We start from the raw sequence: 22,886 nt of genomic DNA, 5'->3' as shown, positions 1-22,886 counted from the left end.
TTAATTGCCCTTTAAGGGCTTTTCATAATAATATTAAGTTTAGTAGTTGAGCATTAAAGGCTTTCCTTGGTATTTGGTTTTAGGAAGTCTTAAAATGAGTTTGTAATTATCGGTTATCGTAACCTTTACATTTTTATGGTTACGTTGGAATATTTTCTTGAAACCGCTTACCTGCGGCACACCAGTAATATTAATGTCGTCCACCATATCGCCAACAATTTCGTTGGTAACTTCTGCTCTAAAACTGTTTTCAACATAAATACCCTCACTACCATCCTGAAAGTCATAAGCCTTTAGCTTTACCGGCTGATGATTGATGTTCTCGATGTCAATGATTGTACGATTGGGTTTAAAATCGACAAATCCATAAATGGGGGTATTCTTGGAATAGCGTTGCCCATAAATAGTAGCATCTTTTATCAACCGCATTTGCAAACGATAATTGGTTTTGACGGTCTGTGTGCCATCTACCCGCACATATATAAACTCATCAGTATTTTTTGAATTCAAATCATCATTTTTAATGGGATGGGAAGCAAAAAAGAGTTGATGCTCCAAAACACGTTCTTTGGCTTCGACATTCTTTTCTTGTTCTTCAATAGCATCCGTTGTGTCTTTTTCCTTCTCAACAGCTGGTTTCGGTGGATGGTATCTGGGATTGATATTTTCAAAAGTTCTTTCCGAGTATCTAATCTGCCCTTGTTGGTAAATACTATCTACCATCTGCATTTTTTTCTTGTCCAATAAATCGGGGTCATATACGCCTGTGGAATCCAACAGCCGTTCATCATAAATACTTGGTGCGTTGGTTTCCCTAACTTCCTTTAAGTCGTTTAGGGCATCCAATTTGGAATCGTATTCCTTTTGGTCGTCTTCCAGTTCCGGTACAGGAATCTGGTTGTTCTCAATGGTCGGTTCTTCGTCCTCGCCCAATACAAGCATTGCATAGCCACCTATAAAAAGCAGGATGCATACCAACACGATGGCAAAGACTATTTTATTTTTTTCTACTTTCATAATTTTCTAATTTTCGTAATGTGCTTTCAAAAAAGTTGGTAATTAGCAGTCCGTGGGTATTGTTTGGAAAGTTTCTATCTACGTGAATCAAATTTCCAGTAGTGGTCAACTCATAAGTATCTGTGATAGTACCTCTATTGATTTCAAAAATGGTTTTCGTTTCAAACTTGTAGGGTTCGTTTTGAATATCAACTTTGGATTCGATATTCAATACTTTTTGAACCAACGAGTATTGCAACAAACGGTTATAAACTCCATCGGCTTTTTTCTGTCGATACAGAGCATCTACAGAACTATTACCCAACCACAAGGCTTTCTCCAAGTTCTTTTCGTAATTGCTGGCATCAATGTTATAGAAATAAGTGTGAAACAACTCCAATTGTGCCAAGACTTCTACTTTTAAATTTTCTTGTTGAGATACCAGTTTCAAGGGAATAACACTTCCGTCCGAATTGACTACAAAAGCATTATTAACCGTTTCTTTATGCAGCTTTATGACCATCAATACAGAAATAATGCACGTTAGTACAGCTCCAATAACTACTGTTAATACTATAAAGCGATTGAGCTTTAAGATGTTGTAAATATTTTTATATGGTGTTTTCATTTTTTCTATGATTGATAATTGGCAAATGTGCTTTAAGCACTTATCAGCCTGTAAAGAGTTTAAAAGTGAACGAGGTCGCTCGTTTATATAATTTGAATTTCAGCAATACAATAAATCCGATAGACCCTAACTGTAAAAGCGGTGCGAAAAAATTGCTTCCCCAATCTGTTCCAAATAAGTCGCTCCAGAAATTGGTGTTGATTTCGGTATAAAGATTATTCACGAAAACATTGACCAGAAAGAAGGCTGGCACTAACATATAAACACCTGCATACAACTTGAAAAAATTGTAGGCCAATGACCTGAACTTTTCAAAAACCGCCAAGCTGATGACCAATGGAAAAAAAGCTTGCATTATGCCCAACAAAAAGAATCGCTCTGCAAGGAACAAGGGGTAGATGAACAAATCCAATAGCCAGAGAAATATTCCGGCAATAAAGGATAGTATTTTTAAGCCGTATAAAGGTGTAACCAAAGCTTCATAAAGCATTGCCATTGCTTTTTTGGCGGCATCCCAAGCACTTACATCCTGTTCGATGTCAATATCTTGCATCTGTAAAGGAAGAAGTGCGGGTGCCGTGTCCCGATATTGGTTTTCAATGGCCACCAAAATGGTATCGAAAACACTTAATACCTGTGTGGAAAAAATGACCAAAATCACTATTGCAAAGTTTTTGGCCAGTTCCGCAGGGGTCAGTCCCCACGTATAGCCCTCATTATTGGCTACACCTTCATTGTACTTTTTTAGGATGTTGATGAGAAAAAATAATAGGGCGAGTGTCTTCATTCCCACAATAGTGTATTGTGAGAACTCACTATTTTTTATCGTTTGAAAAATAGTGTCCACAAACTCTAACCCTATGCCTAAAAAAATACCTGACATTAGTAATCGGTTTCTCGGTTATTGATTTTATGTTGCATTTCTCGGAATTGAATAATCTCTCGATAACGTCTGGTTTTTGCTTCAATTTCCGCTACCATTTCCTTGGATTCAAGTTCCTTTTCTTTTAGAACTTCGGCACGTTCAGCATCGGTCATTTTCAAGTTGTCGCTGGACAGTATTTGGTCGATATATTCCATACCTGCCATAGAGTTTTGAAGAATGGCATCAAAGGAATCTGAAATGCGGGTAACTTCGCCAGGTTTAATAAAAGGTGAATTGAGGATTTCTCTCAAATCATCTTGTACAACATCATACAATCGTTGGTTGTTTCTTGCCAGTTCCCTGACTGCTTGAAGTTGTTTAATCACATCGTTTACTTTATCGATATTCTCTTTTTGGGTTTTAAGAAATTTTACCGTCTTCATTAAATTGGCGGTCTGTTTACCAGATTCCAATAATGATTTTACAAAAGAGATAAAGTTTGTGTTGTCATAAACTGGCATCCCCTGGGCCGAAGCGTTACTTCCAATTAGCACTACAAATAGTGCGGATAAAATTAATTTTCTGATAGTGTGTTTCATAATTTTTGTTTTTAAGAATTAATAAATATTTTAATGGCTTTCTCCATATTGTTATGTTTTTCATAGAGCTTCATTATTTCTTCACTCTCTCGTCCGTCAGTTAGGTAAGCAGAAAAGACTTCTGGTGGCACTTCCAATCGGAAAATGTTGCTTTCCTTTCCGATTTTGATGAACATTTCGGTATATTTTCGTGCTCCTGTAAGATTGTTACGAATGGATTTTAATTGGTTCAAATCGTGACTGGAAAGGTTGAGCCTGTTTTTTAATTCGGCATAGCCCTTTTCATTACGAAGGCTGTAAATGACTTGTGTGTTTTCCAGAATGCTTGCCGATGTGGAATTATTGGGCAATTGGTTAATGGATTGCAGGATAATCCCAATTGCCCCATTTTGTTTTCTAATGGCTTGATAATAGAATTCCACACTTTCGAGTACATTTCCAAATTTGAGCTGTTTGGCAAACTCGTCGAATAGGATGATTCCCCTTTCGGCCTTGTTCCGCCAAATCGTTCTTTGTATGGCGGACTTTATCAATTTCAACATTACTGATAGGATTTCCTTATTGTCCTTGACTTCATCCAGCTCAAAAACGATTAACCTTTTATCTTCAATTTTATAGGTCTGGTCTTCACTCACGTTGAACAAAAAGCTATACAAACCATCATCTACATATTCAGAGAGAATGTGCAGAAAATCGTAGATGTTGATATGTTGCTCTTGAATATGTAGTTCTTCTAAAAGGGTGTCTTTTTTTGTATCAACGAACTGGTATAAATTTTCCAAAGAATATGTACCACCCACATTTTGTAGATAGTAGTACCGAAGTACTTTTTTGACCGCCACTTCTTCAGCTTTAGTCGTTGCTTTGCCCGAAGCCAAGAGCTCTAAAAGGAAGATTGCCAAATCTTCCAATCGCTCTGGTGTCAAATCATTGACATCAGAAATATAGAATGGATTGATACCCAAATTTTTTCCCTGTTCATAGCGAAGGATGATATGGTCGTCTGGATAGAGCTTAGCAAATTTTGAATATGAACCACCTAAATCAATAATTACCAATCGAACATTTTGTTCAAAATATTGGCGTAGAATATTGTTTGCCAAAAAAGATTTTCCCTCTCCAGTAGGTGCGAAAATGGCAAAGTTCCTTGCCTTGATGCGTTTCTTCTTTTCATCCCAAACATCTTTCAGTACAGGTATGTTATGTTGTCTGTCATTAAATATGACACCTGTGGCATCTGACTGATAATTGGTATTATTGATATACAGGCAAAGAGCGTGTTTTAAATCGGTTACGTATAAATCCTCATTTGAAAAGTTGGAAGTAAAACAGCAATACGAGTTTAAGAAATATTGTTTACGTTCTTCGCCTTTAGGGTAATAAGGCACTATGTCCAATTCTTTGAACTCGGTTTTTATTTTTGAAGCAATTCTTTCTAATTGTGCTTCATCTTTATCCCAGAATACAATGTTTAAATGTCCCCTGACAATTCTTGAACTATCATCTTCATTGATTTTGGCAACAATGTCTTCAATCTTCTTTAAGATGACTTTGTTCTGTGTTCCAAAATTGGAACTCTTTTTAAGTTCCTCAATTTTCTTATCCAACAGCTTTCGCCATTTGTGCTTATCATCCAAATAAATGATTTGGTTGACGATATGATTTTCATTGAGATTCAGTCCCAATCCGTCAATAAATCCTTGGTGGAATACAAAGTCGTCCGAAGTAAATTTATCATTAGTCTTGCTACTCTGAACCACATCGCCATAACAAAGTTCACTATTGATAGCCAGCACATCAAAATGATGGTCGCCAATTTCAATATTCGATTTTTTCAATTGAATGTCGGTATCGAAACCTTCGTTGAATCCGTTGAAGTAGGCATTGGTCAATGACAGAACTTTATCGATACCCAAAGGCATCAATGACACCTTTCGGCTGTTATTGACAAAGGAAACTGCATCGTTTACCGATGCAATAAATTCCTGAACATTATGGTCCATTTGCTTATGGATTCCCTTTTCGACCTTGCGGAAAGGATTGGTAAACTTTGGGGCGTTCAATGCCTTGTTAGATGGAAGGATAAAGAAAAGGTATGAAGAATGTTTAATGAATTCTCGACCTTTAAAATAATCGTGTGTAGCTTTTTGCAGAAAACTTTTATTTGGCAATTCTTCTGCTAAATATTCTGCTTTCTGATAAATGTCCTGTTTATGAATAACCGTGGCAATAGGCAACGATTTAAACGCTTGAAACCACGCTCCGTGAATGTCCTCAAAATCTTTTTCCGCTAGGGAATAGATTTCAGGATTTTCCACTTGGTAGCCTAAAACCAAATTGCCGTTATTAGCGAACACGATATGGTCTTGAATATCCAAAATGGGATGATATGCCGATAGGTTAATTTTCTTCATAATATAAGCGGCTTCCTTTTTTGTTACTGATAGTTTGCGGAAATACCTTTTTGATATGCATCAAAGCAGGATTCTTGGTAATGTGGGTCAAAGCGATATACAGTACTCCGTTCAATAGGAATACTGAAACGATAACAGCAAAACTGAAAGAAAAGATGATGAATAGTAATGAGCCGATAACAACGGTCATCATTAAAGCGAATAATGATATTGGCAGACCCATTATCACGGCTCGCTTGCGTATGTTTTTATAGACCTCGAACCGCTTCATTACACTACGATGCTAATGAGGTAAGTAAAGATGCCCACGACTGCTCCCGCAATCAATACAAAGACCAATACTCGGGTAATGCCTTTTTTTAAATCGGCATTCTCGCCAAAGAAATGTCCGGCATTGAATAGGAAGCCAATTAAAAAGATAACGCCCAAAATAATGGGAAAGATGGTTCGGATAGTATCGGAAACATCGTTAACAGAATCTTCGATACCACCAATTTGTGCAAAAGTCGTACTTGAAATAAGTAACGATAGGATGGTTACATAATGTGATTTTTTCATAATCAAAGTGATTTAGATTTTACGTCAATTTTGATATTTGAAAAATAGTGTATATTGCAATACAAACAACTGATAATCAGTAAATTGTGAATAAAATAAGTTTTGATATCAATTGTTTTTATTTGATGCGAATTGGTATCAAATTTTATGAAAATTGGAAAATGCTATGTTGATAACTCTAAAATTTTGGAAGTGGGTAAAGCCCAAAAACGTCAGTTTTGTGATTTTGATGCTACAATTCTGTCTGATTTTCGGTCAACAAAAAGTCATTATCATCGACCCTGGACACGGTGGAAAAGATACTGGTGCAATTGGTGCAAATACTATTCAAGAAAAGGATGTAGCGTTAAGTATTGCCAAAGAGATTATAAGGCTAAATAAAACCCTCTTAAATAACGAGTTTGATATGTATTCGACCAGATATAAGGACACGTTGATTTCTTTATCTGATAGAAGCCGATTGGCTGAAAGCTTAAAGGCTGATGTATTTGTATCGTTACATTGTAATGCCTCTAATAATTCTGCAAAAGGAATGGACGTTTACGTGCATAATACCAACGATGAAGAAGTACTTATAAAAAAATCTATCGGGATGGGATTGTCCATCTTGGAAGAAAGCACCCAGAAATTGGGTTTTAAAAAACGAGCTGTCCGATTTTCAAATTTTCAAGTGTTACGTGAAAATATCGAAATTCGTCCTGCCATACTCATTGAAATGGGCTTTATTTCGAGCACCGATGAAGCGGATTATTTTTTAAGGATTAAAAATATAAGAGCAATGGCCTTGGCTATTTTAATGGGATTGTATAACTATTTAAATATTTAATTATGAATGAAATATTTATGGAAATTGTAAAGAGCGTTAGAAAGATTATTATAACTATCTTCAAAGAGATAATTAAAACTAAAAAGGGTGTGTAATCTAAACTCTGTCCTTCTTCCCGCCCCTTCGGGGGGTACCCCCCGAAGGGGCGGCGGCTAGGTCCAACGGTATCCGTTCGCCAAATTTAATATAAAGTTGCTGGACCGTCAAACTCCAGTTCTGTAGTGGCGACGTCCATTTTTTCCCAATGTTCATCGTGGCAAGGTAGACCAGTTTTAAAAGTGCCATATCGTTGGGGAACGCTCCCTTGGTCTTGGTCACCTTTCGTACCTGGCGGTGGAACCCCTCCACGGCATTGGTGGTATAGATGATCCTTCTGATGGGCTCCGTGTACTGGAAGTATTGGGAGAGTTCCTCCCAGTTGTTCTGCCAGCTTTCGATGACCACGGGGTATTTCTTGCCCCATTTCGCTTCCAGGTCCAGTAGCGCGTCCTCTGCCACTTCCTTACTCGTGGCACGATAGACAAGCTTGAGGTCCCGAATGAACTCCTTCTGGTCCTTAGAGGCGATGTACTTGAGCGAATTGCGTATCTGGTGTACGATACACTTCTGCACCTGGGTCTTGGGGAATATGGACAATATGGCCTCGGAAAAGCCCTTGAGGTTGTCCGTACAGGCGATCAGGATGTCCTCCAGTCCGCGGTTCTGAAGGTCGGTAAGTACCTGCAGCCAGAAATTGGCGCCCTCGCTCTCGGAGATGTACATCCCCAGGACTTCCTTATACCCGTCCTTGTTGATGCCCAGTATGTTGTAAAGTGCCCTATGCTTTATTTTCCCGTCCACTTTGACCTTGTAGTGCATGGCGTCCAGCCATACGATGCAATAGAGCGGTTCCAGGGGACGGTTTTGCCAGGCCTTGATATCGGGTATAATACGGTCGGTGATCTCGGTGAGCACGTTGTGCGAGATCTCCGTACCGTACATCTCTTTGATGTGGGCGCAGATGTCCCGGTAGCTCATCCCCAGTCCATAGAGACCGATGATCTTCTCCGAGAGGTTGTCCGCCAGGATGGTCTGCCGTTTCTTTACGATCTCCGGTTCAAAGCTGCTATGGCGATCCTGGGGCGTTTGTATATCGAAAGTGCCCACTGCGGTCTTGAGCTGCTTGCTGCCCTTGCCGTTGCGCTTATTTCCTTGGGAGCGCTCTTCCTTGTCAAGATGATCTTCCATCTCCGCTTCCAGTGCCTTGTCCAAAAAACTCTGGAGAAGGGGACCAAAGGCCCCCTCTTTGCCGAAGAGGCTTTTGCCAGTGGTAAGTTGTTCCAATGCTTTCTTTTCAATCTTGTCTAATTCTTCCTGTGTCATTTTAATTCTGTTTGAGATTAATATAAAAATTCTCAGACAGAGTTCAAATTACACCCTCACTAAAAATCCTCAATCCTAAATTTTAGTTTTTTGTCAAAATATAACTTGTCAAAATAATTTTGTAGTGTTGGGTCAGTGAAAACAACATATTCACTTTCACATATTTCTTTAAATTTTTTTGGGTTTTTCAAGAACATAGCACATACATCCAATTCATCATTGGTTATTAATCTTCCGTGTAGTAATTCTCTATGCTCCAAAAAGTCAAAAATCTTTCTGGACGGATTACTGAAACTATTGTAAAGCGCTTTCAAAAAAGTTTCTAAATCATCGACATATATTGACCAAGGGTAAGGGTCTTCACTATTTTTCCTTTTAAGCAATAATCCTAAATTGGTTTGTATGGAAGCAAATCTTTCCGAAGTAACTACAATGGAAAAAATCTCGTGAATTTCATTCGTGATAATTACCTCCGATTTATTTTTCAAGCTGACAAAAACCTTTTCATTGTTTAACAATTCCTGTTCAACCTGATAGCATTGGTCATAACCTTTTTGAATACAGTCGTTAAAGTCAGATTTAATTCTTTGGTATGCTTGTTCCGTAACCCTTCGTGGTTCTCTATATCTTGAAGCTTTGCATTCAATTATATAGGCGATATTATCCACAAGGATTAATATATCTTTTTCTTCTGGCTCGTTGTTTATATAATAGTTGGTGAAAATTTTAATCCTTTTTGATTTTTTGAAGAATTTTTTGAATATTTCTAAAGTATGGCTTTCCAAAACAACTTTTCCTCTACGATAATTTATTTGTTCTTTTTCTTTTTTGGTTTGAGTAAGCGTGGTATAAAGTAAATCATATAAAGCTGAAGGTAATTGTTTTTGATATATGTTTAAATACTGATTATCACTAATTCTTATAATCGGTTTATTTTCTAAAGGATTTTGTTGGGAATAAAATAAATTACTATGATTATCTTTAATATCAATTGAAAATAAGCCACAGAAAACATCAATATGTTTTTCTTCAAAAGAGAAGTGAAAATCTTGTTTGGCAAAAAGTAAACATTGGTGGGGTTTCTCAAAAAAATTCAAAAAACTTTCTTGGGTCTCATCCGAAAGTTCTATCAGCTTATCTGTAAACTCATTCTCTGCTAATAATCCATTTGCAGATTGCCGAGCCAGTTTGTCAAAGCCTTTGTCTAAAATAAATGACTTTGAATTTATTGACTTTGCACGATAAATTAATTCAGAATGATTGCATAAATCAATTAAGGTTTTTAAATCGATTTCTAATCTTTCCTGTATTTTATCTTGATAAGGTTTAAACATCCTGATAACCTTATTTACCTCTTGCTCTCTATAATTTAATATTCCGTTTTGAAAGTAATTTTTGAATGCTAATTCGTGAACAAGTAATTTTTGTCTTTTATCAGAAATCTCATCAAATTCATTTTCATCATAATTTTCTGATAAATAGAAACTAACTATCTCTAAAAGAATATCTGCGACTTGCTGAAGTACTAAATCATTTTTCTCTGAATAATGAAGTTCTTCCTTGCCTTCCAATGGTGTAGAGAGTCTTAACATTATCAGATATAAAGAATCCTTTAATTTTGACTTGAATTTTTCTGAAAATCCAATATTGCTTCTTTCTGGATGGTGTCTAATAAAATCAGCAAAAAAACATACAAAGCTCTCTTTCGTATAACGAGAGATTATTTTTTGAATTTCTAATGATTTTTGTTCTAAATCTATTTTCTTCATTTTATCATAAAACACTTTTCTTTAATTTCAAATCATTAAAAATAGATTACAATATTTTTTATAGTTCATCAAATTCAAAATTAAGATTTTGTAATTCTGGGGTAATCTCTAACGGGTTTCCTTTTTTGGTTTGTCTGCCAGTTTCTGATATCAAGTGTAAATTCGTTTTGGCTCTTGAACAGATAACATAAAGTAGTTTTTTTGAAGCGGCAACAGGGTCTCCGGTAAAAATGTCATTCCAGTGTGGGATATACCCATTTAGCAAACCATAAGCAATAACGGTTTCAAATTCTTCTCCTTTGACACCAACACAAGTATTAATGACAACACCTGACATTTCTCTGTAAAAACTCATAAAGGACGCTATGTCACTTGGAACTTGAAACGTTGGGTCTTCAAGACGGCTCTTTATTACATCGAAAAAAGTCTTCCTATTTATAAGAAGTTGTGCGTAAATTGTTTGGTCAATACCAACGGCATCTAAAAACTGGTCAAAACAATCATTTAGATAATCGATGCCTTCGGTTTCATTGGATGTTATAGAGTTAATCAATTTCAATACATTTCGCTCTGATTGATATTTTTCGCTGAATTCAGTATTGGTGTGTTCTTTAAAATTTTCAATTACTTCAGAACACCATTTGTATCGTAATGAATATATTTTTGGTTGTGGCTGTGTTAAGAACAATCTCGATAACTTATACCAAATATTATTTCGGTTTTTTGACATTGGCGCTAAACCTGACGCATCAAAATTTACGTCTGGCAGTTTCGCCCTTAACTGTTTTGTGATAGTAGTTATTAACCACCATTGCGGAACCAATACGCATATTTCATCTTCTGGAATTCCATTATCTAAACTATGTTCTATAAGTCGTCCAATTTCATCTACTAAATATCCTTTGTCAATGGTGTTATTGTACGTTATTATACTATCAACGTCTTTATTAGTACCTATAGCTTCGATTTTAATTGGGTTTGTCTGGAATATAGAGTAAAAGTCAATAATTCTTTGTGTTGACCTATAATTTCCAGAAAGCGTAAGTTGCTCAATAGGTAAAGTTTTTAACTCTTCTTGTATTTCTTCCAAACTTTTGGCAATGCCACCCAAAGAGGCGTAAATTGCTTGGTCTGTATCTCCTACTAAAAATAGATTTGAGCTACCTTCCCCAGTTGTTACAATGGACGAAATAATTGCGTAAAGCAAATCTTGTGTGTCTTGATATTCATCAACACATATAAGGCTAAAAATGTTAGATAGCGTTTTTTTTATTTTAGGATGCTTGATTAAGAGTTTGTATGAATAATATAGTAGAAGCTCAAAATCAATTAACTTCTCTGCTTGTAGTCTTTCGTGATAATCCTTAAGGACTCTTTTTTGAATTGTTTTTGATTCAGAAAATGTGCCATCCCTATTAAATCTAAAATTAACAGGGTCAATAGGCTTTAATTTATGTTTTTCTTTAAGTTCGCTTATGATATCCGAGGCATAAGTTTCATCGGCAATTAAATAGCCGTTTTCAAGTTCCGGTAAATAACAGGAATATGGCTTAATAATCCATTCGAGACAAAATGAATGCAAAGTGCCAGACCAAACCCGATTACTATTAATTCCCATTGCGTTTAATCTGCGATATATTTCTTCGGAAGCCCTTACGGTAAAAGTGAGGGCAACAATTCTCTGCTTACTGTCCAAATCAATATTTTTTAAAGCATAAGCGAGCTTGTGAATTATGACCCGTGTTTTTCCACTTCCAGGGCAAGCAGTAAGAAGTACATTTCCGTCTTTAACAACGGCATCTTTTTGTTGGTCGCTTAAAGTATCTAAAATCATATAAACGATAAAAATTTAGTAAACTGGTCATCAGGAAAGTTGGCTATGTAGTCATCAATAACCTGTTGGTCTTCTTTATCCTTAAAACTAATTTTTGTTGCAACGTCATAATATCTATTCTTTTTATTGCTACAAATTTTACCCAACCTGTATTTAGCAGTTTTAGCTTTAGACGCATTATTTAGATGGGAAGATGCAAAAGCAACAGCTTTCAAAATATATTCAGGAATATAAGTATTGTAAACTAAATTATCTGCAACAACCAAAGCCAGCCAACCTTTACCTTTTTTATCAGCCAATCGTAAAACTTCTACACCAGCAATCGAAACTGATTTATCTTCTAACTTTTTCTTTGAAGCATCAATAGCTGCTTGCTGTTTGAAAATTTCAGTAAGTGATTGAATGTATTCGTGACTATTCCCGTTCAAAATAAAATCAACTTCAAAGGTGTAATCAGAGTAAAAAGGAATCAAAAAGTCGTTTTTATCACAAAATTTATCCAATTCCTTTTTTCTTTCAGCTCCACTAATTTGTGATGCTCTACAATGCTTTTGATAAGCAGTATCATCAGCCTCATTTGCAGGTAAGTCAACAATACTGGCATCCAAATCCGTTAGTATGGAACAGTTTTTCTGAATTCTATCTTTATGGAAAAGTCTTGCGACATTTTTAAAGCCTGTACTTCCAATGTTTACGAGACTTACGCCAATTTCATCGAGCGAAATTCCAAAGACTTTTTTGAACATTTGAGGAATTAAAATTTGTTCTGCATCGCCTTCAACCAAAACAACGCCTTTTGCGAAAAGCAAGTTGCTTCTTATGGCGTCCAAGTATCTTTCAGCTCTTGTTATATATTCATCGTCGAGATTGTTAGCTGGTTGATATACTAAAGTCTGCTTATTTCCTCGGCTTAAAATATTTACTGAACTTATACGGCTTACAGATGAAATATGAGTAGAGTGTGTCGAAATAATAACCTGTGTTTTATTTGTTTGCACATTATCAAATAGTGTTTTTTGAATATGCGTATGAATATGTGCTTCCGGTTCTTCTATGAGAAGAAAATTTGCAATTCTATCCGTTCTGATTTTTTCATACTCCAATAACTTTAGTGATAGGTAAATCATATTTGCACCCCCCAAACTCAATTCCCATATTTTACCCATATAACCTTCTTCATCTGGGTCGCCAACCCACAGTTTAAGGGATTGCAATAGTTTTTCCATATCATTTGGAAGCTCCGATTTTACATCTATATTGGGACCATAAGTAGTACCCACAGCTTCCTTAATACTTTTGTCAATTCCATCTTTTACTTCCTTGACTTCTTTGAGAGAACTAATTTGGTCGTTAAGTTTGTTAACGCTATCAATTATGTCCGTTTGTTTTGAAACTTCGATAGTTTTTTCTTTTCCTCGCAACAAGTTAATCAATGGATTAGTAGAATAGGAACGCAAGTCGCTTTCGACATCACGAAGTGCTTTTATGAACGTACAAGAAACTTCATTATGGACACTTATTTCTCTTGGTAAAAATGTACCAAAAATCAATTCTTCTTTATCATCTGGGTTTGGGAATTCAACAGCATCAAAATCGCCAACATACTTTTTATAAGTATCGTCATCACTGAAATCTCCAGAGCCTCTGCACAAGTAAGAGGTTTCATAATCATCAATCGTAAGTTTATCAAGAAAAAGCTGAAGCCCAGCTACACTTTTACCTGCGGTTTGTGAATAATCGTATAGTTCTTTTCTAAACTGATATTTTGGTCTAAAGTACACCGAATAACTTCCAGTTTTTTTGCTACCTTCCATATCTCCCGAAGATTGTACTGCCAGTACCTGTGCTTCTTCACTCGCATCCAGTTCGTCAAAATTAACCGATAGAATTATCCAATGTCCAGCCCATTTACCCAGACCTCGGTTAAAGTCAGACTCATTAAACCTTATATATCTTGGAAGTTTATCATCGATTAAAACTCGTAAAGCAAAAAAGAGATTGGTTTTACCTGAACCGTTTTCTCCTAAAATAGTATTTATACCTTTTTTAAAAATGAATTTTGATTTATAGAAATTTCTAAAATTCCTAATGGATAGTGAACTTATATGCATAATAATTATTTTGAAACAATAAAAAAGCCAATGATTTTCCATTAGCTTTTAAACATTAATATTTTAAGCGTAATCGCCTATAAATATAGTAAAATGTCTTTCTAAATTCTTACGGTTTCCTACAAATTGTTAAAATTTTATTAAGAATATATCTTTACTTCTGGAAGTCAAAATTTTGGTCTTTTTTTCGTAAATTAGACCTAATTAGAGTGTATAAACTCTAGTACAATAAAATGAGAGCTATTGCAATTTTCTTTTTGAACGTTCTTCAAAATATCTTGGGGATGACCTTTGGTTTGCTGTTTCCACGTAAAACTAAACGGAATTCTTACAAGGCTTTATCTGATGTTGACAAGGTAAAATACCTTGAAAAAAGAAGGCAATATAAAGGCTATAAACAACAATGGCTGTATTATAGATGTAGAGAAGAAGGTTTATTGGAAACTTACAACAAATTGTTTGAAACTAAAGTTGAAGGACAAGAATCAGGAACAAAATTTAGTTTCGGTAAATATAGAGGGGAATTTGTCGAAGATATTAGGGAATCTGATAAGGAATATATCAGTTGGTTATCTCAACAAGACTGGTTAGCTGACTATTTGGATGAAAGCGATATGATTCACGAATTGCTTAATTTAGAGGAAGAAAACCAAAACCAGACTTAATCCCTTTTATCACGACTGCTCTTATCAAAGGCAATTAAATTGAACAATTGTCGCATTCTTGAACGTACCCGATTTCCGTAGCGTTCCTCCAATTCTTTGGCATTTAGGTTTGTAGTCGCGTGGGTCTTAATTTTGTGGCTTAAAAATAAATCATAGCGAGAAAGTATGATTTCGCCCATTACATTACAGTCCTTACCAAAATGCCTTCCGGTCGGTTCTACGCCCAAATCATCAAAACAATAAAATCTCTTATCGCCATAATTTTCAATGATGGTGTAGCCAATATTGTTAAATGCAAAGGCAATGTTTCGTGTGGGTATAACCTCATACGATTTCTGATGTGGCACAATATGACGTAACAGTTTCATTAAACTGGTTTTTCCACAACCAACGGGACCAGAAAGCAAAATCCCTTTGTCGATGTCGATGTCCAATTTTTTGCAATTTGCTTCATCCTTGATGTAATAATTACAGAGTTTGTAAACAATATCGCGGTCTTCCTCAAAAATTTTGAATTTTTTGCCAAATAGTAGCTTTCCTTTGGCATTGAGGTAAATGAGCATTTTATCAAAATCATAAAGCATTTGATTATCTTTCAGTTCTCCCAATGAGTATTGAACGCTACCCTCGGTAATGATATGTGGTTTCAGGGGATTCATAAGGGTTCATTATAATTTTTGTTGGAACTTGTCTTTAGGTTGTCCGTATTTTGGCTAACCGCTACCATTGTTTTTTCTTCTTTTAGCTCTTCGGCTTTTATCATCCAGTTGCGAGCTGTGGCGTGCCAATCGACAATTTTTGTTTTTCCACCTACTTTCCAACCGATACCTTGGTAGTGGTTGTAAAATTTTTTGGCTTCCAATTCTGACCAATTTTCCTTTTCAAAAAAATCAATGACTTCATTTTCACTTTTTGGCTTGTCAAGTTTAGTATCATTTGTATTGTTTTTTCCTGTTTGTATATGTTTGTTTATAGATACCACCGCTTGTCCATTGCTTGTCCCGATATTGGTACGACTTGGGCACAGAGCTTGTCCATCACTTGTCCCAAAATTGAACATCTTGATTCGGCTACCTTTAAAGGGATTGTGTGAGGGTTCGTACAATAGGTATTTCCAATGGTGCAGTTCTTTGATGCAACGATGGTAAGTAGTTTTTGACCCAATCTTTGAAAACCGCATCGCTTCTTCTCGGTTGATATAGAATTCCATTGGAAAGTGATAGTTGTTCCACAACTGGAATAATGCCACGTACAAACTGATGTGCGTGGGATTTAAACGACCGTCTTTTGAGAATTGTAAGAATACGGCGTTCAAGTGCTTGATGTAATTGACCTGCTCCAAAACGATTTTAAAATTTGTTATGAATTTTGTTATTTTCCATTACGCTCATAATTTCTTCATAATCGTAATAGAGTACACCGCCAACTTTGGTGTAGGGCAATGTGCCATTGATTCTTAAATTCTGCAACGTGCCGGAAGAGATTCCCAAAAGTTCTTTTACTTCAGGGGATTTTAGCCACCTTTTGGTAAAATGGCCAGATTGGCTGTTGAGTAGTTCCTTAATATCATCGAGCAGTTCCATTTTGAACTCCCGAAGGTCGTCTGTGGTAATAATACTTGTGGGCATAATAGAACGGATTAAAAGAAAGGGACTACCGTTTTACTGTCATTTAAAATGATAGCCCCTGACCTGATTTGACTTTCGTTCTACAAAATTGAGGTAGTTTGATGGATTTTATTCACAAGTTAAGCCTACTTGGGTATTTTTTTTCTCTCATTTTCAATGTAATACAATAGAGGGTTTTGGTACTTTCCAAAAAAATACGGTATCTAAAAACCATCAAATAAAATGAGATTTTACTCAAAATGAGAAACACCCAAGTTGAAGCATCTTGGGTGTTTTATTTTACGTTGTCAGTATCATCCATCCTTTTGGTCAACTGCTTTTTCAGTATATCCAAAAATTTGGTTCTGCCATTTTTACGCATACGTATTTCCAGAAAAGCTCTGTAATAATCGCCCAAGTCCACTTTAAATGTTTTTTCAACAAAATAGGCAATATCTTTAATGTCAACAGTACCATTGTTTATAACATCTGTACTGTGCAAAGCGTAAATCAGTTCAATTAAATATATTTTGTGGGCTGTCCACGTAATTTTGGTTTTACTTTGTAACAATCTTAAACTTGAATAATTTCCATTATTTTCCAATTTATCAATCTCCCGTTTTAAGTGCACAATCAAAAGGTCGTAAGCTAAAATTGTGGCTACAGTACTATCGTGGCTTGTTGCAAATTGTTCATCTACAAAAAAATGAAATGTATCTGGGAATAACCGAATATCCGCCTTGCCTCTTAAAAAATATTGCTCATCAAATACGGTAGCTTCCCTACGGAAATAATGGTAAAAGTCAAGATTATCGTTAAAGTAAGTCTGAAGTTTTTCAATGTAATTGTTCAAATATTTTACTTGAGATTTATTACTTCCTCTTGGCCTTTTACCTTCAATATTAAATAGTTTCACGTAATAAATGAGTTTGCTATAAATTTTGGGTTTAGTACACTTAAAAAAAGATATCTCCTCTAGCTTGGTTTCAAATTCATAGTCAACTATGATACTTCTAACTTTCTTAAGGGTTTGCTTTGCAAGTTTAATCCCTTTTTCGGCTTTCACTAAAATATCTTCTTCTTCTATTTCAAGAATATTTAATTCATAGTCTAAATTTTTTAATATGTCGTCATAATTTGTAACCATTCGATATATTCAAATTAAATTTCGCAGTTTTTATAAGGGCATTCCCAATTTGTAATCATTTATTATTAGTGGATTAGTTATTTTATCTTTTAACTAATTAATTTACAATTGAATTAAATTCTGCATTTTTGGAATTACTGTTCACAACAATTTCATTTGCGGTTCTGGTTTTATATTCGTTAAGACCATTGTCCAAAAATTCAACAAAATTACCCACGTTCAAATCATAGCCTTTCGGAGCACCTAATAGTGAACCGTTAGAGTCAATTAAAGTATAATAAGGCTGGGCGTTGGCGTTAAGTTTCTGAATCATAAAATCGAGATTTTGGCCACCTATGGTTTTCTTTACGCGCTCGTCGTATGCAGAAACATACCATTCATTTTCGGGCAGTTCGGTCTTTTCATCTACATAGAGTGCCACGACCACATAATCTTCCTTAAGTCTTTTCAGCACTTTGGGGTCAGACCAAACGGCGGCTTCCATTTCTCGACAGTTTACACAACCGTGTCCAGTAAAGTCGATAAATAAAGGTTTGTCCTGTTTTTTGGCACAGGCCAATGCCTGTTCGTAATCAAAGTAGCCCTGAATACCATACGGCAGCTCTAGCATATCACCATATTTTGGAGCACCGCATTCCGAAATTTTGTTTATTCCATTTGAAACAGACGATACTTGTGGCGAGTTCATTACAAAACTCTGCGAACTCAATGGTGGCATATATCCAGCCAATGTTTTCAATGGCGCACCCACTAAGCCGGGAATTAGATAGACCACAAAACTAAATACCAATAAGGCTGACATTACACGTCCAACCGATGTACTCTTTGGTTTCTGCTCGTGAGGGAATGTAATTTTCCCCAAGAGGTAAAACCCAAGAAAAGCGAATATAACAATCCATAGGGCAAGGTATACATCGCGGTTCAGAATATTCCAATGATAGACTTGGTCAACTATACTCAGGAATTTTAACGCAAGCGCCAATTCAACAAAACCAAGTACAACCTTAACTGTATTTAGCCAACCGCCACTTTTAGGCATAGACTTTAGCCAATTTGGAAAGATGGCGAATAGGGTAAATGGCAGTGCAAACGCTAACGAAAACCCAAACATTCCAACTAATGGTTGAATAGTTTCGCCATTAGCGGCCTGTAAAAGGATGGTTCCGGCAATTGGCCCAGTACAACTGAAACTGACCAAAACAAGCGTAAAGGCCATAAAAAAGATGCCCAGTACACCACTTTTGTTAGACTGTGAATCCATTTTATTCACGAATTTATTAGGCAGGCGTATTTCAAACAAGCCAAAAAAGGAAAGCGCAAATATTACGAATATGGCAAAGAAAAGGAGGTTAGGTATCCAGTGCGTGCTTAAAAAGTTAGCGAAATCTGCACCAAACAATACTGAAAACAAGGTGCCGACTATGGTATAAATAGCTATAATAAAAACCCCGTACAAAATGGCCTGTGCAATTCCCTTTTTACGACTTGTATTCGATTTTGTAAAGAAACTAACGGTCATCGGTATCATTGGGAATACACAGGGCGTAAGCAATGCCACCAGACCTGCGCCAAATGATAAGAAGAAAAACGTCAATAGAAATGAAAAACCCTTTCCTTCAGTCTCTGTTGTCTTAAAGTCATTATCAAATGCCTCCAAGACCAGAGGTGCCAATGCATCAGTATCGCTCGTAGCGACATTCGAAGGTTTTTTGTGCACATTTCCAAATACCGAAATGTCACTTTCAAAAGGAATACATTGCCCATTGACATCGGAACATATTTGGTAAGATGCCGTTGCATTGATATCGGGATGCTCCGAATTGACTATAAAACGCTGTTTAAATTTTGCTATTTTTGTGAAATAGGTGTATTCGCCCTCAAACAGTTCATCGTACTTTTTCTTTTGTCCGATTGGTTCAAAACCACCCAACCGTTCGAATTGTTCGCTTTCGTTAAATTTAATTTCCGTGACCAACGGCCCCAAATTGGAATCGAAATCGCTGGAGTACATATACCAATCTTGCGGGATTTCGGCGGTAAAAAGTACGGTAATCGTATCGCCTTTGGCAACGGTGCTTTCTTGGACTTCCGCTTTCCATTCAGGTGCTTCCATCACTTGTGATTGCCCAATTTGGCATAATAATACAAGGATGAATACCAACATTAATTTTAGATGTCGCATACTATGCTATTGATTTTAGGTATTACCGAAAAGGATGGATAAATTCATACGTTTCCATCCATTTCAGAAAAAGTACTACTTTAAACTATTCAGGAATTCTTTGAATTCTTGGGTACTATAATCGGCCGTCCCTTTATGTGTCAGTGCCAAATTTCCTTTGGCATCGATAACAAAGGTGGTTGGAATGGCAGACGATTGATACATCGTGGGCATATTGCTTCCCGGCTCATAAATGGGCAGGTTGTATCCTTTACGTTTATCAAAATCCTTTGCTTTTTCAAAATCTTTATCGAGCGATAACATTACAAAAGCAACTTCATCACCCATTTCTTCGTGCAATTTATCGATGCTGGGCATTTCGGCGATACAATGCGGACACCACGTGGCCCACATATTCATAAAGATGACCTTACCTTTAAAATCTGCCAAGGACTTGGTATTACCCTCCTTATCAATCAGTTTAAAGTTAAAATCTGCCTGGGTAGAATCTGGCATAGTTGCCGTTTCATCTTTATTTTCGTTTTCATTGCTCCTAGCTTGTGCATTGCTTTGAAAGCTTATCATCGAAGCCATCAAAATTATTAGAATACCTATGTTTTTAATTTGTTTCATAATTATAGTTTTAATGTTAAACGAAATTTATTATTTGCTAATTACTTAATTTTGAACCCACGGTTTAGCTGAAATACAATCCTCGGAATCAAAATATTTGATATAAGCCCTTGTAAACGGTATTTAAAATCGGGTAAATTCTTCTTGTTGTTTAGGGCATCCTACTATGGCTACTTTTTTTAGGTGCCGCTCGTTCTGGAGATTTAAATGAACATCCTTACTGAATATTTCCTGTTCACAATCATCATAGTTTATATCATCTCGACATAGCAACGTACATCTCAACGAATCTATCTGTTTCATTAAGGCGTTATCAGGTTCTTCTTTTTTGATGTTATAAGTAGGTGTAAAATCAGCACCAAATTTTCCTCTAACCGTATCGTGAAATGCACAGGTTTTAAGATATACTGGTGTTAAATTATCTCTCACGTTTGACCATCCCAAAACATCTATTATTGTTACTGCTTCAAGGCCTTCTACCCCTTGACTTAAAAACATCAACACATTTTTCACAATAGAATTTTTAGTTTATAAAGACGTAGACCATTAGCGATTACAACTAGTGCACTCGCTTCATTAATAATTAACCCAGAAACCAAATCAACAAGGCCAAATAGGGCAGCAAGTATCAAAATGAATACGAGTGCTATAGAGATAAAAATATTTTGTTTGATATTAGCTATTGTCCTATTGCTTAAAGAAAAAGCTATGGGAAGTTTTGATAAATCATCTCCCATCAGAACAACATCACCAGTCTCCATAGCTACGTCTGTCCCAATTCCTCCCATTGCAATACCCAAATCTGCTAAGGCCATAGCTGGTGCATCATTTACCCCATCACCGACCATTGCTACCTTTCCATAATCTTTTTTGAGTTCTTTTATAGCGTTCACTTTTTCTTCGGGAAGTAAATGAGCCCTGTATTCATCAATACCTAACTGAGAAGCTATATAGGAAGCAGTACGTTCGTTATCGCCAGTAAGCATTATAGTTTTTTTAACTCCAAGTGATTTCAATAGCTGAATGGTTTCTTTCGCCTGAGGCCTGATTTTGTCGGCAACAGCAATTATTCCCAATATATCTTTTTCATTGCCTATCAACATAGCTGTTTTGCCTTCGGTTTCAAGCTGAATCAATTTTTCATCTGCTATTTTTAAATAATAATTTGTTTGCCCAAACAAGCGTTTGTTACCAATTAAATATGTTTGACCATTTACCTTGGCTTTTGCACCCATTCCTGTTATAGATTCAAACTCAATTACATTATCAGGTTTTATGTCTTTTGTTGTGGCATAGCGTAAAATTGCATCAGCAAGTGGGTGTTCGGACCGGGATTCAATGGTGGCGGCTATTGCCAGGAGCGTATCATCATCTACAGGACCAAGAGGTATAATATCAGTCACATAAGGTTGGCCAAGTGTTAAGGTCCCTGTCTTGTCAAATGCAACACAATTAACTCCGTTCATAGCTTCGAAGTAAGCACCTCCTTTAATTAAAATACCGTTTTTTGCCGCATTTCCTATTGCAGCAATCACGGCAACCGGAACCGAAAGAACCAACCCGCAAGAGCAGGACACAACCAGCAAAATCAGTCCCTTGTAAAACCATTCTGAAAACGGTTGATTAAAAAATATAGTGGGAACAGTAGCTGTAAGGAAGGCAACAACGAACATCACCGGAGTATAAATTTTTCCAAACCGCTCCCCAAAATGCTGATAGGTCGATTTATGTGATTGGGCAGTTTCAACAGAATGGATAATACGGGCCAATGTCGTGTCCTTTGCGAGTTTGGTTACCTCTATTTCGAGAGACCCTCGTTGGTTTATAGTCCCGGCAAAAATTGTGTCACCGGTTTCTTTGGCCACAGGAATTGATTCACCGGTAATGGGAGATTGGTCAACTGAAGAAGCACCTGATAAAATTTTACCATCCATCGGTATGCGTTCTCCCGGCTTAATGATTACGTAATCTCCAATCTCAATTTGTTCTACAGGTATCATTATTTCCTCACCATTTCTTCTCACAAGTGCAGTCTGTGGTGATAAATCCATCAATGCTTTAATCGAACCCCTTGCTTTATCTACGGCATAAGATTCAAGAACTTCCCCGAGCGAAAATATGACAACCAATATGGCCGCTTCTTCCCATAGACCCAAAGATACCGCACCAATTGTTGCAACCACTAAAAGGGTATTAATGGTAAGTATGAACTTGCGAAGCGATGCAATTGCCTTTTTTACAGGTATGATACCTCCAACAACAATTGCAATGGCATAAATAATTTTTACCAAAAATGGATTTATGTGAAGTTTGTCAGCACCGAAACCAATAACGGCAACAATAAAACTGATAAATAGAAGTATTGTTCTTGTGTCTTTCCAATAGTTGACAGTTCTTTTCAATTTCGTATCCGTAATTGCGGTCATACCCGTTTTAGAAATAGAGGCAATTATTTTGTCTCTTGTTAACAAACTTGGATTAAAAGAGATATTCAATAATTGGTTAGTTAAGTTTACCTCGAATGATTGAACTCCCTTCAACTTTTTAAATGTTCTCTTTAATAGAACTTCTTCATCGGCACAGCATAGCCCCTTAATCTTAAAAGTTACTTTTTCGATATTTTTTTCTGAATCCATATATTCAGGTATGTGTTGTTAATATTTAATTCTTTTTACTCTGAATTAGCTTTACCAAAATTCATTTTACTTTAC

The 22,886-nt window shown here is 36.2% G+C and carries 20 protein-coding genes; 2 read left to right on the top strand and 18 right to left on the bottom strand.

What is annotated here, in order from left to right:
- Positions 1–39: 39 nt before the first annotated feature.
- The 6 genes from traM to UXI14_RS06995 all read right to left on the bottom strand — a co-directional run bounded on the left by traM (position 40) and on the right by UXI14_RS06995 (position 6,060).
- Positions 40–1,017 carry a conjugative transposon protein TraM gene (traM, locus tag UXI14_RS07020; protein ID WP_335965528.1) on the bottom strand — a complete coding sequence of 326 codons (978 nt, stop codon included), beginning with the start codon at positions 1,015–1,017 and terminating at the stop codon, positions 40–42.
- On the bottom strand, positions 998–1,624 hold the full coding sequence (locus UXI14_RS07015) for a conjugal transfer protein TraK (RefSeq protein ID WP_293285876.1): 627 nt from the start codon (positions 1,622–1,624) through the stop codon (positions 998–1,000). Before UXI14_RS07015 ends, traM begins: the two co-directional genes overlap by 20 nt.
- A 43-nt stretch (positions 1,625–1,667) precedes the next feature.
- Positions 1,668–2,507: a hypothetical protein gene (locus UXI14_RS07010; RefSeq protein WP_335965527.1), complete on the bottom strand. Its 840-nt coding sequence runs from the start codon at positions 2,505–2,507 to the stop codon at positions 1,668–1,670.
- Positions 2,507–3,088, bottom strand: coding sequence for a conjugal transfer protein (locus UXI14_RS07005; protein ID WP_335965526.1), 582 nt, complete (start codon positions 3,086–3,088; stop codon positions 2,507–2,509). The genes UXI14_RS07010 and UXI14_RS07005 overlap by 1 nt, the downstream gene beginning before the upstream one ends.
- 11 nt (positions 3,089–3,099) lie before the next feature.
- A complete protein-coding gene (locus tag UXI14_RS07000; protein WP_335965525.1) occupies positions 3,100–5,502 on the bottom strand; it encodes a TraG family conjugative transposon ATPase in 2,403 nt (800 codons plus the stop codon).
- A gap of 270 nt (positions 5,503–5,772) precedes the next feature.
- A complete protein-coding gene (locus UXI14_RS06995) occupies positions 5,773–6,060 on the bottom strand; it encodes a hypothetical protein (RefSeq protein ID WP_025743366.1) in 288 nt (95 codons plus the stop codon).
- Positions 6,061–6,214: 154 nt separating this feature from the next.
- Here UXI14_RS06995 and UXI14_RS06990 point away from each other — a divergent pair, with 154 nt between their 5' ends.
- Positions 6,215–6,886 (top strand): N-acetylmuramoyl-L-alanine amidase, encoded by a 672-nt coding sequence (locus tag UXI14_RS06990; protein ID WP_335965524.1) that lies wholly within the window; start codon positions 6,215–6,217, stop codon positions 6,884–6,886.
- A 96-nt stretch (positions 6,887–6,982) separates the two neighbouring features.
- Here UXI14_RS06990 and UXI14_RS06985 read toward each other — a convergent pair whose 3' ends face one another.
- The 4 genes from UXI14_RS06985 to UXI14_RS06970 are packed head-to-tail and all read right to left on the bottom strand — an operon-like array spanning position 6,983 to position 13,962.
- Positions 6,983–8,248 carry an IS256 family transposase gene (locus UXI14_RS06985; RefSeq protein WP_335965523.1) on the bottom strand — a complete coding sequence of 422 codons (1,266 nt, stop codon included), beginning with the start codon at positions 8,246–8,248 and terminating at the stop codon, positions 6,983–6,985.
- Between the two features lie 59 nt (positions 8,249–8,307).
- Positions 8,308–10,017, bottom strand: coding sequence for a hypothetical protein (locus tag UXI14_RS06980; RefSeq protein ID WP_335965522.1), 1,710 nt, complete (start codon positions 10,015–10,017; stop codon positions 8,308–8,310).
- Between the two features lie 58 nt (positions 10,018–10,075).
- The gene (locus UXI14_RS06975; protein ID WP_335965521.1) at positions 10,076–11,851 is read right to left on the bottom strand and encodes an ATP-dependent helicase; all 1,776 of its coding nucleotides are present in this window, start codon (positions 11,849–11,851) and stop codon (positions 10,076–10,078) included.
- Entirely contained in the window at positions 11,848–13,962 is a 2,115-nt protein-coding gene (locus UXI14_RS06970; protein WP_335965520.1) for an AAA family ATPase, read from the bottom strand. The genes UXI14_RS06975 and UXI14_RS06970 overlap by 4 nt, the downstream gene beginning before the upstream one ends.
- A gap of 233 nt (positions 13,963–14,195) precedes the next feature.
- On the opposite strand from UXI14_RS06970, the gene UXI14_RS06965 reads away from it, so the two are divergent.
- The gene (locus tag UXI14_RS06965) at positions 14,196–14,627 is read left to right on the top strand and encodes a hypothetical protein (protein ID WP_335965519.1); all 432 of its coding nucleotides are present in this window, start codon (positions 14,196–14,198) and stop codon (positions 14,625–14,627) included.
- Here the strand turns inward: UXI14_RS06965 and UXI14_RS06960 are convergent.
- The 8 genes from UXI14_RS06960 to UXI14_RS06925 all read right to left on the bottom strand — a co-directional run bounded on the left by UXI14_RS06960 (position 14,624) and on the right by UXI14_RS06925 (position 22,811).
- Positions 14,624–15,286: an ATPase gene (locus UXI14_RS06960; RefSeq protein WP_335965518.1), complete on the bottom strand. Its 663-nt coding sequence runs from the start codon at positions 15,284–15,286 to the stop codon at positions 14,624–14,626. The two genes, UXI14_RS06965 and UXI14_RS06960, sit on opposite strands and share 4 nt — an antisense overlap.
- On the bottom strand, positions 15,283–15,942 hold the full coding sequence (locus tag UXI14_RS06955) for a hypothetical protein (RefSeq protein WP_335965517.1): 660 nt from the start codon (positions 15,940–15,942) through the stop codon (positions 15,283–15,285). Before UXI14_RS06955 ends, UXI14_RS06960 begins: the two co-directional genes overlap by 4 nt.
- A 34-nt stretch (positions 15,943–15,976) precedes the next feature.
- A complete protein-coding gene (locus UXI14_RS06950; protein WP_335965516.1) occupies positions 15,977–16,255 on the bottom strand; it encodes a helix-turn-helix domain-containing protein in 279 nt (92 codons plus the stop codon).
- A gap of 274 nt (positions 16,256–16,529) precedes the next feature.
- Positions 16,530–17,381 carry an RteC domain-containing protein gene (locus UXI14_RS06945; RefSeq protein WP_335965515.1) on the bottom strand — a complete coding sequence of 284 codons (852 nt, stop codon included), beginning with the start codon at positions 17,379–17,381 and terminating at the stop codon, positions 16,530–16,532.
- 97 nt (positions 17,382–17,478) lie between these two features.
- Positions 17,479–19,563, bottom strand: a complete 2,085-nt coding sequence (locus UXI14_RS06940; RefSeq protein WP_335965514.1) for a cytochrome c biogenesis protein CcdA — start codon at positions 19,561–19,563, stop codon at positions 17,479–17,481.
- 75 nt (positions 19,564–19,638) lie between these two features.
- Complete coding sequence (locus tag UXI14_RS06935) at positions 19,639–20,175, bottom strand: TlpA disulfide reductase family protein (RefSeq protein WP_335965513.1); 537 nt, start codon at positions 20,173–20,175, stop codon at positions 19,639–19,641.
- Positions 20,176–20,298: 123 nt separating this feature from the next.
- Positions 20,299–20,688 (bottom strand): hypothetical protein, encoded by a 390-nt coding sequence (locus tag UXI14_RS06930; protein WP_335965512.1) that lies wholly within the window; start codon positions 20,686–20,688, stop codon positions 20,299–20,301.
- On the bottom strand, positions 20,685–22,811 hold the full coding sequence (locus tag UXI14_RS06925) for a cation-translocating P-type ATPase (RefSeq protein WP_335965511.1): 2,127 nt from the start codon (positions 22,809–22,811) through the stop codon (positions 20,685–20,687). Before UXI14_RS06925 ends, UXI14_RS06930 begins: the two co-directional genes overlap by 4 nt.
- Between the last annotated feature and the right edge of the window lie 75 nt (positions 22,812–22,886).

It is taken from the genome of Galbibacter sp. PAP.153 (assembly GCF_037029175.1).
Classification (GTDB): Bacteria; Bacteroidota; Bacteroidia; order Flavobacteriales; family Flavobacteriaceae; genus Galbibacter; species Galbibacter pacificus.
Note: the sequence above shows the minus strand (reverse complement) of the source record. Positions and strands in the feature narration are given on the sequence as shown.

Bases quoted from the DNA above. Each gene is read 5' to 3' on its own strand.
- UXI14_RS06940 (WP_335965514.1), bottom strand. From the start codon at position 19,563: ATGCGACATCTAAAATTAATGTTGGTATTCATCCTTGTATTATTATGC.
- UXI14_RS07010 (WP_335965527.1), bottom strand. From the start codon at position 2,507: ATGTCAGGTATTTTTTTAGGCATAGGGTTAGAGTTTGTGGACACTATT.
- UXI14_RS07000 (WP_335965525.1), bottom strand. From the start codon at position 5,502: ATGAAGAAAATTAACCTATCGGCATATCATCCCATTTTGGATATTCAA.
- UXI14_RS06985 (WP_335965523.1), bottom strand. From the start codon at position 8,248: ATGACACAGGAAGAATTAGACAAGATTGAAAAGAAAGCATTGGAACAA.
- UXI14_RS07005 (WP_335965526.1), bottom strand. From the start codon at position 3,088: ATGAAACACACTATCAGAAAATTAATTTTATCCGCACTATTTGTAGTG.
- UXI14_RS06925 (WP_335965511.1), bottom strand. From the start codon at position 22,811: ATGGATTCAGAAAAAAATATCGAAAAAGTAACTTTTAAGATTAAGGGG.
- UXI14_RS06980 (WP_335965522.1), bottom strand. From the start codon at position 10,017: ATGAAGAAAATAGATTTAGAACAAAAATCATTAGAAATTCAAAAAATA.
- UXI14_RS06970 (WP_335965520.1), bottom strand. From the start codon at position 13,962: ATGCATATAAGTTCACTATCCATTAGGAATTTTAGAAATTTCTATAAA.
- UXI14_RS06960 (WP_335965518.1), bottom strand. From the start codon at position 15,286: ATGAATCCCCTGAAACCACATATCATTACCGAGGGTAGCGTTCAATAC.
- traM (WP_335965528.1), bottom strand. From the start codon at position 1,017: ATGAAAGTAGAAAAAAATAAAATAGTCTTTGCCATCGTGTTGGTATGC.
- UXI14_RS06975 (WP_335965521.1), bottom strand. From the start codon at position 11,851: ATGATTTTAGATACTTTAAGCGACCAACAAAAAGATGCCGTTGTTAAA.
- UXI14_RS06945 (WP_335965515.1), bottom strand. From the start codon at position 17,381: ATGGTTACAAATTATGACGACATATTAAAAAATTTAGACTATGAATTA.
- UXI14_RS06995 (WP_025743366.1), bottom strand. From the start codon at position 6,060: ATGAAAAAATCACATTATGTAACCATCCTATCGTTACTTATTTCAAGT.
- UXI14_RS06935 (WP_335965513.1), bottom strand. From the start codon at position 20,175: ATGAAACAAATTAAAAACATAGGTATTCTAATAATTTTGATGGCTTCG.
- UXI14_RS06965 (WP_335965519.1), top strand. From the start codon at position 14,196: ATGAGAGCTATTGCAATTTTCTTTTTGAACGTTCTTCAAAATATCTTG.
- UXI14_RS06950 (WP_335965516.1), bottom strand. From the start codon at position 16,255: ATGCCCACAAGTATTATTACCACAGACGACCTTCGGGAGTTCAAAATG.
- UXI14_RS07015 (WP_293285876.1), bottom strand. From the start codon at position 1,624: ATGAAAACACCATATAAAAATATTTACAACATCTTAAAGCTCAATCGC.